Here is a 12,335-nt window from a genome sequence, read left to right on the forward strand (position 1 = left end):
TAGGGTAGGAGCGCAGAATAACAACCAGTCGACCATTTTGAGTTGTGGGTTTGACTTACCTCACTGCAAATGGAAGGGAACATAAATACAATGAAAACAACCACTTTTAAATATTCAGTTGTTGCAGCAGCGATTGGTGCAACACTTACCCTCGGCGCCGCGATGGTGAACCCAGCGTTCGCACAAAGTGCCGACGGTAGTCTTCGTGGTGAAGTCGTTACAACGCAAGACCAAGAGCTTGCGGGTGCGACCATCACCATTCGTAATGTTGAAACCGGCTACAGCCGTTCAGTCACAGCGGCGCAAGACGGTTCTTATCGCTTTGCTCGTTTGCCTGTCGGTTCTTATGAGGTAAGTGCCTCATTTGACGGTTTCCAACGTAGTGTTATTGATAACGTCGAAGTGCGTATCGGTACCGCAACAGTTGTTGATTTAACCATGACAGCTGGTGATGTCGAGCGTATTTCGGTGAGCGGTGCACGACTTTCGACGATTGATACGCGCTCTTCTGAGTCGGGTCTCAATATTAGTGCGCAACAGCTTGAGCGTGTGCCGGTGCCACGTGACCTTGCTTCGGTTGCTACCCTTGCGCCTGGTGTTGCCGCGGGAACGCGCTTTGGCGGTATCTCGTTCGGTGGTTCATCGGTTGGTGAGAACGCAATCTTCTTGAATGGCTTGAACATTAGTGATGTTGAAACCGGTGTTGGTTACGCATCCGTGCCTTTTGCGTTTTTCAAAGACTTCCAAGTGAAAACTGGCGGCTACTCTGTCGAGTATGGCCGTACAACCGGTGGTGTGGTTAGCGCCGTAACCAAATCTGGTGGTAACGAGTTTGAATTTGGTGGCGACATTTACTGGACGCCGGATAGCTTGCGTGGCGAAGGTAAAGATTTCTTCGATGCTGAGGGCGATCGTACCATCAACCGCTCGGACGATAAGACCGATAGCTATCGTGGCAACATTTGGGCCAGCGGTCCGATTATTCAGGATAAACTTTTCTTCTTTGCGCTTTATGAGCCACGTAATAGCGACCTCGAGTACGGCTCAAGTGATGGTCGGAACATGTACTATGAAACCAGTGATGATGGTTTCTGGGGCGGTAAATTAGACTGGATCATCAGTGCCGACCACACTGTTGAAGTCATGGGCTTCTCTGATGCCCGTACGGTTGAGTGGGATCGCTACAACGAAGGCGCCTACGCCGATACTTCTTACCTTGAGCGTGGTGGTACCAACTGGTCCGCAACCTACACCGGTTATTTAACCGATAACTTTATGGTGAAAGTGCTGTACGGTGAAAGTGAGCGTGACTACGACTTGACCAATACCGCTGGTATGGAGTGTAACCGAGTTTATGATGCGCGTATTAGCTCACATATCGGTTGTACTACGAGTTTGCGTTTTGACCGTCGTTTAAATACGCGTGATGCGCTACGTATCGATGCTGAATACACCTTGGGTGATCACTTGATTCGTTTTGGTATGGATGACGAAGAACGTGTTACCGAAATGAACCGTCGTACCACAGGTCCAAATGGTGCGTATTACACCATTTATGACACCACGCCGGGCTCTGACGTGAATGGTGCGATCATTCCTGAAGGTACCGATGCTTATGTGTATGCGCGTTCGATTGAAACTGTGGGTGCATATCCAACTGAAACCAAAGCCTTCTACCTTGAAGACGTGTGGAGCCTTAATCCAGACATGACCCTAACCATGGGCTTACGTTGGGACGAATTCACCACGTCAGCGGCTGACGGCACACCATTCCTTGAAGTGGATGACATGCTGGCGCCACGGGTTGGTTTTGCGTGGGACGTAAACAGTGATGGTACGGCGAAGTTCTTTGCCAATGCCGGACGTTACTACTTCCCAATTGCCAATGGTATGGCAGCACGTAGTGCTGGTGGTGGTATCTCTAACGACACCATCAATTACTACATTCTTGAAGGTCTTGAAGAGACCACAACCGACAGTGGTTACACCAACATCAACCCAATTTTGGGTGACCAGTTGGGTGACACCATTAGCTTCGGTGGTTCGGGTGCAGGTAACTTCGCTGATGAAGTCGATAATGACCTTGATCCAATCTATCAAGATGAGTTGATCATCGGTTATGAAGCACGCATCAACGATGACTGGAACTATGGTGTGCGTGGTATCTACCGTGAGTTCAACAACGCCATCGAAGATATGAAAATCGATGTTAACGTACCGGGTTGTGGCAACATCTCGGGTTGGGTATTTGCCAACCCTGGTAAGATGTTGACCTTGCAACGTGAATGTCCAGATACCGGCAACGTGCAGAACATCGCGATCGACTTGGGCGAAGTACAAAGCTACGGCTTTGACCTTGACGGTGACGGTAACCCAGATCCAATTGGTGGTGAGCAAGTCCAGCGTAAATACTACGCCCTTGAGTTTGTGCTTGACCGAGTTTGGGATGACGTATGGCAAGCACACTTCTCGTACACTTGGTCGCACAGCTACGGTAACTACGAAGGTAGTGTGAACTCAGATACGGGTAATGACATCCCTGGTTGGACCGAAGCGGGTGACAACGTGATGTACATCAATTCGGGTTGGGGTAACCTGCCGAACGACCGTCGTCACCAGTTCAAAGCGCGTGGTGCGTATGCGATTGCTGAAGGCATGACCGTTGGTGCGAACTTCTCGTTGATGTCAGGCACGCCGATCAACGCTCGTGGTCAAGGTAACCCGTTCAATGATAATACGCGTTATTACTTGAACTACCTTTGTGTCGACAACTGTACGGGTGTTGCGGATAACTCAGAGCGTGAGTTTATGTATATCCCGAAAGGCATGTATGGCACCACGGACTGGGTCGCTCAGTTGGATCTTAATTTCAACTATGATGTTGAGATCAACGGTTTTGACCTGAACTTCGGCATCGACGTGTTCAACGTATTCAACTCACAAGTTACTACGCGTGTGAATGAGTTCTTGACCACTGATGTTGCCACTCGTAACGATAACTTTATGTCGACTGTTGACGCACAAGGTCGCCGTTACGTTCAACTTAGTGCAGGCTTCCGTTTCTAAGAACCCTGGATCAGGTCTGCTCTTGGAAAGCCCCACCCTGTGTGGGGCTTTTTTTATGACAAAACTGGTCAGTTCTGACTTTTTATGTAGAATGGCAACAGAGTTCATCGACTAGAGTAATGATTTTAATGACGAAATGGTTCCGTTTAGCACTGTTACCAATGTTGCTTTTAGCGCATGGTTGCAGTGATAAAGAACAGCAAGCGACGGTCGCGCCAAGCCCAGTTGCAGAAGCACCTGTGGCTGTGGTGGATGTAGCCTTGGCTGAGGAACCTAGTGTAGCAACGGATGAGCCTGCTGCTGTTAGCACCGAGATGCACTATGCACCTTTCACGCAGCTGCCAGCGACCACCCAGTGGGTGACCTTACGACGTGGGCAGACGGTTTCGTCATTACTGTCAAAGCAGGGCTTCAGTGGTCTAGAAATCGCACGTCTAGCCAGTGCGCTTGAAGATGTTATTGCCTTAAATAAGCTACAAGCAGGCAGTGTTTTGGCGGTCAATACGCAGGACGGTCAGCGCCAGGTGAGCCTTGCCGGTGAATATGCTGAGCGTATTGATGCAGTGTGGACTGATGCGCAATGGCAAGTAACCACAGCCGTCGTGCCGACCCGAATTGAGGTGTCTGAGCATGCGGTTGTTATTGATCATAGTTTGTATGGCGATGCCGCCAATGCTGGTGTGCCTGGCGATGTGATTAATGGCGCGTTGTTGGCGCTGTCGCATTTTATTGATTTCCAACGTCAAGTTTATGAAGGAAATCGTTTTGAAGTGGCTTTTGAAAGAACCTTGGTCATTGAAGACGAACCACTTTTCGCGCACATGCAAACACCGCTACAAGCCACTTATTTGCGCTTTGTAAATAGCGAAGATGATTATCGCCTGTATCGCTATCAAGATGCTTTTTATCTGGAAGATGGTCGTCTTGCGGAAAGCTTCTTATTGAAAACCCCCTTGAATGGTGCGCGCTTATCGTCGCACTATGGGCAACGTAAGCACCCGTTGCTGGGCTACACGCGGATGCACAAAGGTATCGATTTTAGCGCTCCTGAAGGCACTCCGATCATGGCTGCCGGCAGTGGTACTGTGAAGCGTGCCAATGCCTACGGCTCTTACGGCAATGCCGTGGTGCTGCAGCACGATAATGGTTATGAAACCCTCTATGCGCATTTGCGCGGCTTCGCCGATGGCATTGAAGCCGGCACGACAGTAAAGCAGGGCGATATCATTGGGTTTTTAGGAAATACCGGTTTATCGCAAGCACGTCATTTGCATTACGAAGTATACAAAGACGGTAAAAGTATCAATCCTTTACAGTTGAAGAAACTCTCTACGGATCGACTTGACGGCGCTCTGTTAGCCGATTTTGAAGCGCATGTGCTGGGTCTTGAAGAACGCACCTTACGCTTAGCTAGCTTTGCTAGTGGCGATAGCTCGACTTATCCTCCAGAGCGCTTACCGAGTATCGGGCGTTAAGTGCTTATAAGGTTTTTGTTATGTCACATGGACGTGTCACAATACCCCACACAAAGTATTGAAAAGTTTTGCGCTGGGACATGAAAGGAGCCGAATGCATAGTTTCAAAGTTGTTTTAGTGGTTGTCGTAACTTTACTACAGTGCCTTTTAAATATCCTACCAACGGCTTCTGCGGCAACGACTTATCGCGACTTTCAGCGTCTTTCAGATCAAACCGGAGGGCGTCAGTCTTCCGTCTACCATATTTACCGTGACACCAGTGATTTCCTTTGGCTTGCGACGGACACTGATGGCGTATTGCGTTACGACGGTTATGACTATTTGCCCTGGGCAAATACGCTTCTGCCTGATGGCGAGCGGGTCAGTTATTCATTTTTGACGGTAACCGATGACGAGACGCTTTGGGCAGCGACCTGGGGGCGAGGACTCGTCAGTTGGAACGCCCAGACAGAAGTATTGACGGAGTTTCTAAGCGGTGCTGAAGGGCATGTTTTGCGTGATGACCGTGTGCAGACGCTATACCCTGACGGTCAGCAACGACTTTGGATTGGAACCTTAAGTGGGCTCAATTATGCGCGCAAGAGTGGTAGTGATGGGCAGTGGCAGTTGTATGGCCTAGATGCCCAGCATCCGTTGTCGCAACAGCGTATTTGGGATGTGACCGAACGTGGTGATGAGATCTGGGTGGCAACGTCACAAGGTCTTTTTCAACTCAGTGGTGATTTGCAAAATTGGCAACGTTTTTGGATTAATCCCAACAACATTGGCAATAATCGTGTCAACGAAATCCGCACGGTTGCGGTGTTTGAAAATGAAATCTGGGTGGGTACCGATACCGGCGTTTATGTCTTGGATGAGTCAAGTCAAGCATTTGAAGCGGTCACCTTCCCAACGTCGTCGTCGCGTTTATCTAATGTCCGCTCGAACGTTCTGATCGCTCACCCGGACGCTGCGAAGGCCGAGAAAATATGGTCTGGTGGCGCAAATGGTTTGTATCAAATTGATCGTGTACAACGTCAGTTTGTCAAACTGTCAGAAGACTGGAATTTATTGCCAGACGTTGATGTTCGCACCATCGCCTTTGATAGCAATGCGAGCATGTGGCTCGGCACTCGTGATCAAGGGATTTTCCGTGCACATCCTTCGCGCCAGTTATTTCACCCGACGTTACCTGCACAGCAGTTTGCAGATAAAGGAGACGTTGTTGGCCGTGCTGTTCCTGCGGTGCATTACGACCGTACCGGCGGCTTGTGGTTGGCAACGACCGACGCGATTTTCTATCAGGCGCCCCAGCAACACGATTGGCAACGCTTAGCCTTCCCGTTTCGGCAATCCGTGTTACCGGTTGAAGCAATGCTGGACGACAGCGCTGGCAATTTATGGGTGGCGACTAGTAATGGCTTGTTTCGTACCAATGTTAGCGCACCCACTGAGCTTGAGCCCTTTGATTACATTCATCAGCAGCTCGGCATTGAGGATGTCGCGGTCAATGCGTTGTACGAAAGTGCTGACAATAAGCTATTACTCGGGCTGTGGGGGCTAGGTGTTGCCTCTTATGATCTGGTGACGCAAGAGGTTGCTTGGTCGTTTAATGGTTTACAAGGCCTACGTGGCAACCAAGTTTATGACATTGTCGCGGTCGAGGATGTTGGCGAATTCATTGTCACGCGCTATTCGGGCATCTATCAGCGTGCCACTGAGCATGAACAATGGCGGCCGTATCAGCTGCCAAGCGCGGTGCAACAACCGTCGGATGGTTTTACCTGTGCGACCGAAGGCATGCAACGTAGTCTTTGGCTTTGTAGTCGAGAAGGAGCCTGGCGTATTGACCTAGGGCAGGGCGACGTGCAGCGCATTGGTATTGAACAAGGTTTACTGTCAGAGCATGTGGTCGGCATTCATGCGACTGAAACGCACGCTTGGTTGCTGACTGGGTTGGGGGTGTCGCGTTATGACAAGCAGTCCGCTGAGTTGCTGAACCTAGGCAAAGGTGAAGGGCTACCTGCGGAGGTCATGTTACGCCAAGCCGCTACCATGAATGGGAACGGTCAAATGACACTAGGTACCGTTAAAGGTGCGGTGTCGTTCGACGCGGCTGGGTTTAATATGCAGCCACCACCGCCGAAAGTGGCGTTGAGCCGGTTGTGGGTCAATGGTGAAGATAAGACCACCAGCGCTGGCTTTGAGCAACATCGTCTCGAGCTCGATCGTCGTCATCGTAGCTTATCGATTCAATACAGTGTGATGGATTTTCATGAAGCGCAGCGCAATCGGGGGCGTTACCGGTTGCTGGGTGTCACCGACGAATGGAGTGAATGGAGTTCCAGCCGCGACATTGCGTTTGCTACCTTGCCCGCCGGTGATTATGTGTTGGAAGTGCAGGGACGCAGTAGCTTTGGCGTCCTCTCGGCTGCGCCATTAACGATTAATATTTCGGTCGCAAAAGCCTGGTGGCAAACGGTGTGGGCTTGGTTGGCCTTTATTGTCTTGTTCGGCGGGCTTGCTTTTATCGCGCTGAAGTTACGTTTTCGCGCGCTAGAATCGGCAAACCAGAAACTTGACCAAGAAGTGCGCGCCCGTACCAAAGAACTCGAAGCGGTGAATGCGCAATTGCGGTCGCTTTCTGAGACCGACTTTCTTACAGGTTTATTGAATCGGCGCGGGTTTATGCGGCGCTTTCCGAAAGTCCAAGCACAAATGCAGCGAAGCCAGCAGCAGATGTGTCTGGTTTTGATGGACGTTGATTATTTCAAGGCATTCAACGATGACTACGGCCATGATGTTGGTGACGAAGTGTTGCGTGGATTGAGCCGCCTGATTGCCGATAGCTTGATGAAAGGTGATTTGGCCGCTCGTTGGGGTGGCGAAGAATTTATTGTGTTGTTACCCAGCACGAATGAAAGCCAAGGCTATCAACGCTGTGAGCAACTACGGCGTGCCATTGAAGCGGCACGCATTGATGTTGACGGCACCAGCTTTAAACTCACGGCTACCTTTGGTTTGGTTGCGGCCGCTGCTGAAAATGCATCGTTGACGCAATGGGTTAAAGCGGCCGATGAAGCTTTATACCAAGGTAAAGCCAGTGGTCGGAATAAAGTGGTTAGTGCTGCAACCACTAGCTAGAAGCGCCACTGTGTCCAAATGCCGACTTCGGTTTGCGTTTGCTCCAGCCATTGCTCGGTGACGTCGTTTTGCTTGGCAACCAAGGCGATCGTAAGCATTTTAGAAGCCTGCCAATCAACTCCTAGTTGCAGGTAGTCCCGCTTAAGCGTTGGTTGTAAACGTCGACTTGGCTGCGTTATGTCGTAGCGCACAAAGGCTGAGTAGAGCGGGTGAAAGCGGTGACTTGCCCAAATACTCCAACCGTCACTGGCATCTTCTTCGACCTTGGCGACCTGTCGCCAATTGTCGTTGTAACTGTACTCAATTCCGACCCGCGTTGCTTTACTTTGGTAGCTTAGCGCCAAATTCCAACGCTGTGCGTTATGCAATTTGTCCTTCGCGTCACGGTCTTGCCCGCGTGCACCTTCATACCATGAGGTGGCGACATCTATCTGTGGTGTGAGGTGCCAAACGCCGGTGAGTTCAATATCAAACTGCTTCACCCAACGCGGTTGTTTAAACCCTGTGCCGGTAACAACGGCGGCGCCGACACTGAAATTTTGATGACGGAAGCCGTAATGAATGCCTGGATCTGTAGGTGTCGCCAGCTGATTTTTCGGCGTTAAACTTGGCTCGATGTAGCGGTAGCCAACGCGGCGCGCAATATAGTCAATCCAAGGTAACTCGGCGACCCCTAGCTTGAGGAATTGTTGGTCGTCAATGCGGTAGTTTAAATAAGCATGACGAAACCAAACGTCAGTGGGATCTTGCTGACGATGCCACTGGACATCGGTGGTTATTTTTACCTGCCAATCACGCGCCAGCTGGTGCTCAAGATCAAGATAAAAACGTTTCAAGTCGGGCTGCCAACCTTCATTGGCATTGGCCTGATCCTGTGCTTGTAGATTGCTGAAGTTGATAAAGACCTGTGACGAAAGACGTGTCGGCGACTCATTTGCTTGACTGAGCGTACTCACACTTGCCGCCATAACACTAAGAGCGCAGAGATAAAGAGGATTGATACGGGTCATGGCAACTCCTTAATGTCAAAAACCCTACATTTGATATGGATTATATATTAGGATCGGCTAAAATACGATGTAAATTCATAGCCTTTGAGGTAGGTGCAGCATGATGAAGTTGAAATGGACAGCTTTCGTAGTTCTCGCTGGATGCTCGTTAATAATGACGCCGCTGGGTGTCGCCAAGGACAGTAGCACGACAGGAGATCCTGAACGTGGGCAACAGTTGGCTTTACAAGGCGATGGTAGCGGTGCTCCCTGCTTGGCGTGTCACGGCGCCATGGGTGAGGGGAATGCTGCAGCAGCCTTTCCACGTATTGCCGGACTCAATGAAGATTACTTGTTCCGCACCATGCAAGCGTATCAGCAAGGCACCCGCGTGAATCCGGCGATGAGTATGAATATTGATAACTTTGCGGATGCTGATTTACGCGATCTTGCGGCATATTTCGCGACCTTGCCGGTAGCTGAGGCAGGGACAGAACATTCTGAGGTAGCTCCAGAACTATTGGCATTAGGCGAGCGATTGGTAACTAATGGCGATTGGGATGCGTACATCCCCCCTTGTGCCAGTTGTCACGGCCCTAATAATCAGGGCGTCGACGGTAATTTTCCTGGGTTAGCAGGTCAGCATGCAAGTTACATTAAGCAGCAATTATTAGCATGGCAGCAAGGGCAGCGTCGTTCCGATCCCTTACAGCTGATGGAAGCGGTTGCTAAGCGGCTTGATGCAGAACAAATCGATGCAGTGGCGGCGTATCTAGCACGCCAACCTGCGCTATAGCAGTAGTACGGAGAAACAATGATGACTTCGGTAAATAAGGTAACGCGGGTGCTCGCTGGACTATGGATTGCAGGTATTTCTGCTACGGTTGTGGCGGCACAAACTCAACAGCCAGGTGAGGTCACTTTGCCAGAAGCGCAAGCCGGCCAGTATCAGCATCAAGCGCCACGGCTACAAGATATTGAAACCGATCCGGATTTGCATCCAGAGTTACGTCGGGTGATCTTGAAGGGACGTGATTTATTTATGAATACCCAGCAGCTCCGCGGCGAATATGTCTTTAACGATATGACGTGTAAATCGTGCCATATGGGAGAAGGACGTATGGCGTGGTCGGGGCCAGTGTGGCCAGCGGCCACCACATTACCTGATTATCGCGGCAAGAACGGCCATGTGAACTCGCTCGAAGAGCGTATTGCAGGTTGCTTTTCCTATTCGATGAACGGCAAAGCGCCTGAATATGGTAGTGATACCATGCTAGCACTGGTGGCGTACCATCAGTATATGGCGAAGGGTGCCAAGGTGTACGAGAGCAACATCGCCGGTCGTGGCTTTGCATCGCTTGGGAAGACGATTCCAGAAGGTACAAACGATGCCCGCGGAAAACAGGTGTATGAGGCCAATTGTGCGGTCTGTCACGGCAGTGATGGCGCTGGTAAAACGGCCGATGGCCAAGTGGTATTCCCGCCTTTATGGGGCGATGGTTCGTATAACTGGGGTGCTGGTATGACACGCGTGTTTACCGCAGCAGCCTTTATCAAGAACAATATGCCGCTAGGTCAGCCCGGTCGACTAACGGATCAAGAAGCGTGGGATGTGGCGTACTACATTAATGGTCATGAGCGTCCGCAAGATCCGCGTTACACCGGTGATGCGAAAGCAACGCGTGAACAATTCTTAAACTTCCATAAGGCGACCCGCTATGGCACTGAAGTGGATGGCGTAGTCCTAGGTCAGCATGACAACACTGGCGAAAAGCCTTTCTTAAAGCCGGCGAACTTAAAGCCAAGAACCTTTGAGTAATGAAAAAGGGCCGCGCTTGCGGCCCTTTTGTTAGGTGTTGCTTGCTTACTCGACGTAGCAGACCTCTGCGTGCGCAACAACATAAATGGTTGCGGCGTCTGCAGGATCAATGGCAATCACATAGTTCACTAGGGTTTGTGGTGTAACAAATTCTTGCGTGTTACCAAATAAACCCGGTGCTGTGGTCGCAATCATCACATCGTCGGCGTAAAGATGTGTCGCTTTCCACGCGTAGCCAGGATAAGCAACATAGTCAGCGAGTAAAGTACCGTTGCTATAGAAGTACTGTAGTTCACCGACTAAATCACCGTTGGCAATCACGTTGTTACCTGCCGCAGCATAGATAGGTGTTGAGCTATCATCACCGTCGTTCACGGTGAGCTGCCAGCCCCAACGTTTCGCGCCCCCGACGACATCGATTAAGGTCATCTGTCCAAAAGCGAAGCCAGTTTCCACATTAACGCAGTTTTCAGGGTCTTCCTCGTTACCGCAAGTAATGTCATAACTGAACCACGTTGCCCAACTGCCGCGTGCGGCAATAGGTTCGCCATCGGCCCAAGCCGTTTCACTGGTAATGCCATCAGAAACGACGGCATGGGCTGCGATAAATAGGCTGCTATCACAGTCTGCGCCTAAGTCGGCAAGAGGGATAACAAAGCTATAGAATTGTCCTGAAGTAGATGCTGTGTAAGGGAACTGACCGATTTTGGGGTTACCTTTTTTAGTGACCGGCATGTCGTCATAACTGGTCCCCACAAACAGATGTAAATCGGACAAGGTCCAATCTCCGGTGGTGGTATAACTTACCGTGAGATTGTCATCGTCATTGTCGACACAGACCGAACCCACATCAATGGTTTGTCCTGCATAGAGCGTCTGACACTCTTCTGCCTGCGCTACAGGAGCGAGCGTTAGTGTTAATAACGCAATGAAGATTAAGCTAAAATATTTCATCACAATGCCCTCCAATTCAAGAATACATGTGATTCACCACGTACGTCCGTGGCAGACCGTCTCACCAAGAGGGTTGAGGTGATTCAAAACTAGCTTAATTTCGGCAAAGATCATTCTGTCAGATGCAAGGCGCATCTGTGATCGGGCTGTAGCCAATTGTGCGCGATTGGTCTGGCCCGTTAACCTTTTAGGATTGAATGTAAATGGCGTTAAACCAAAGATCACTAAGGAAAGTGGCGAGCTCAGTTTCCGACTTACACTCTTGTTTGATCATTGCGTCTAAAGGGGATGGCGTATCACTGAGTAAGCGACGGGTAAACTCATCGGTCATGGAGCTTAAGGCAAATACCAGAATTTGTGTTTCTGACTCAGGACGTTGTGAACGCTTGGCAATATTTTTCGCAACGGTGCTTATGTAGTCGGCGTTAAGGGTATCGTAGAAGGTGGCAAATTCAGGGATCACGAAGGTGACCTGTAACACACAACGCATGAGTCCTGCGTTTAAACGTGAAATACGTAGCCAAGCAAGATTGCGTTGATACAGAGCTTGCCGATGGTCGGTTTCATGAGGTTGTCCGAGTAACAAAGCGTTAAAAATTGCCGTGCAGAAATGTTCTAACGTATGTTGTGTTATCTCGCTTTTGTTATCGAAGTAGAGGTAAAACGCAGCGCTAGAAACTTGCGCTTCGTCGCAAATATCTGACACTCGCAATTCTTGATAACCGATCTGATTCAAGAGTTTTGCACAAGCCCACACCAAGGATTGTTTGGTCCGTTCACCTTTGCGTTTGGCAGGCGAATGGGTTTTTTCGTGCAATAGAATTGCCGGATAATCCAGTTCCGTAAGTGGGTAGGCTGTTTCAGTCATTTCCTAATGGTCGTGTCAGTTTTATCTGTAAAGCTGATGA

The 12,335-nt window shown here is 50.0% G+C and carries 8 protein-coding genes; 5 read left to right on the top strand and 3 right to left on the bottom strand.

Going from position 1 to position 12,335, the window contains the following annotated elements:
• The first annotated feature begins 90 nt into the window (after positions 1–90).
• From G535_RS0105960 to G535_RS0105970, 3 genes are all read left to right on the top strand, one after another.
• Positions 91–3,066: a TonB-dependent receptor gene (locus G535_RS0105960; RefSeq protein ID WP_034727797.1), complete on the top strand. Its 2,976-nt coding sequence runs from the start codon at positions 91–93 to the stop codon at positions 3,064–3,066.
• Between the two features lie 128 nt (positions 3,067–3,194).
• A complete protein-coding gene (locus tag G535_RS13070) occupies positions 3,195–4,541 on the top strand; it encodes a M23 family metallopeptidase (RefSeq protein ID WP_157981193.1) in 1,347 nt (448 codons plus the stop codon).
• A 94-nt stretch (positions 4,542–4,635) separates the two neighbouring features.
• Positions 4,636–7,665, top strand: a complete 3,030-nt coding sequence (locus G535_RS0105970) for a ligand-binding sensor domain-containing diguanylate cyclase (protein WP_026861225.1) — start codon at positions 4,636–4,638, stop codon at positions 7,663–7,665.
• On the opposite strand, the gene G535_RS0105975 is transcribed toward G535_RS0105970, so the two are convergent.
• Positions 7,662–8,675 carry a hypothetical protein gene (locus tag G535_RS0105975; protein ID WP_026861226.1) on the bottom strand — a complete coding sequence of 338 codons (1,014 nt, stop codon included), beginning with the start codon at positions 8,673–8,675 and terminating at the stop codon, positions 7,662–7,664. The genes G535_RS0105970 and G535_RS0105975 overlap by 4 nt on opposite strands.
• A gap of 100 nt (positions 8,676–8,775) precedes the next feature.
• Between G535_RS0105975 and G535_RS0105980 the strand changes: the two genes are divergently transcribed.
• Positions 8,776–9,450 (top strand): c-type cytochrome, encoded by a 675-nt coding sequence (locus G535_RS0105980; protein ID WP_026861227.1) that lies wholly within the window; start codon positions 8,776–8,778, stop codon positions 9,448–9,450.
• Between the two features lie 18 nt (positions 9,451–9,468).
• Positions 9,469–10,473, top strand: coding sequence for a c-type cytochrome (locus G535_RS0105985; protein WP_026861228.1), 1,005 nt, complete (start codon positions 9,469–9,471; stop codon positions 10,471–10,473).
• A 45-nt stretch (positions 10,474–10,518) separates the two neighbouring features.
• On the opposite strand, the gene G535_RS0105990 is transcribed toward G535_RS0105985, so the two are convergent.
• Positions 10,519–11,430 carry a hypothetical protein gene (locus G535_RS0105990; RefSeq protein WP_126775167.1) on the bottom strand — a complete coding sequence of 304 codons (912 nt, stop codon included), beginning with the start codon at positions 11,428–11,430 and terminating at the stop codon, positions 10,519–10,521.
• Between the two features lie 184 nt (positions 11,431–11,614).
• On the bottom strand, positions 11,615–12,295 hold the full coding sequence (locus G535_RS0105995; protein ID WP_026861230.1) for a TetR/AcrR family transcriptional regulator: 681 nt from the start codon (positions 12,293–12,295) through the stop codon (positions 11,615–11,617).
• Positions 12,296–12,335: the final 40 nt, after the last annotated feature.

It is taken from the genome of Pseudidiomarina sediminum DSM 21906 (assembly GCF_000423165.1).
GTDB lineage: Bacteria > Pseudomonadota > Gammaproteobacteria > Enterobacterales > Alteromonadaceae > Pseudidiomarina > Pseudidiomarina sediminum.

What these genes read in the sequence shown, in the direction of transcription:
- G535_RS0105960 (WP_034727797.1), top strand. Translation starts at nt 91, where the DNA reads ATGAAAACAACCACTTTTAAATATTCAGTTGTTGCAGCAGCGATTGGT.
- G535_RS13070 (WP_157981193.1), top strand. Translation starts at nt 3,195, where the DNA reads ATGACGAAATGGTTCCGTTTAGCACTGTTACCAATGTTGCTTTTAGCG.
- G535_RS0105970 (WP_026861225.1), top strand. Translation starts at nt 4,636, where the DNA reads ATGCATAGTTTCAAAGTTGTTTTAGTGGTTGTCGTAACTTTACTACAG.
- G535_RS0105975 (WP_026861226.1), bottom strand. Translation starts at nt 8,675, where the DNA reads ATGACCCGTATCAATCCTCTTTATCTCTGCGCTCTTAGTGTTATGGCG.
- G535_RS0105980 (WP_026861227.1), top strand. Translation starts at nt 8,776, where the DNA reads ATGATGAAGTTGAAATGGACAGCTTTCGTAGTTCTCGCTGGATGCTCG.
- G535_RS0105985 (WP_026861228.1), top strand. Translation starts at nt 9,469, where the DNA reads ATGATGACTTCGGTAAATAAGGTAACGCGGGTGCTCGCTGGACTATGG.
- G535_RS0105995 (WP_026861230.1), bottom strand. Translation starts at nt 12,295, where the DNA reads ATGACTGAAACAGCCTACCCACTTACGGAACTGGATTATCCGGCAATT.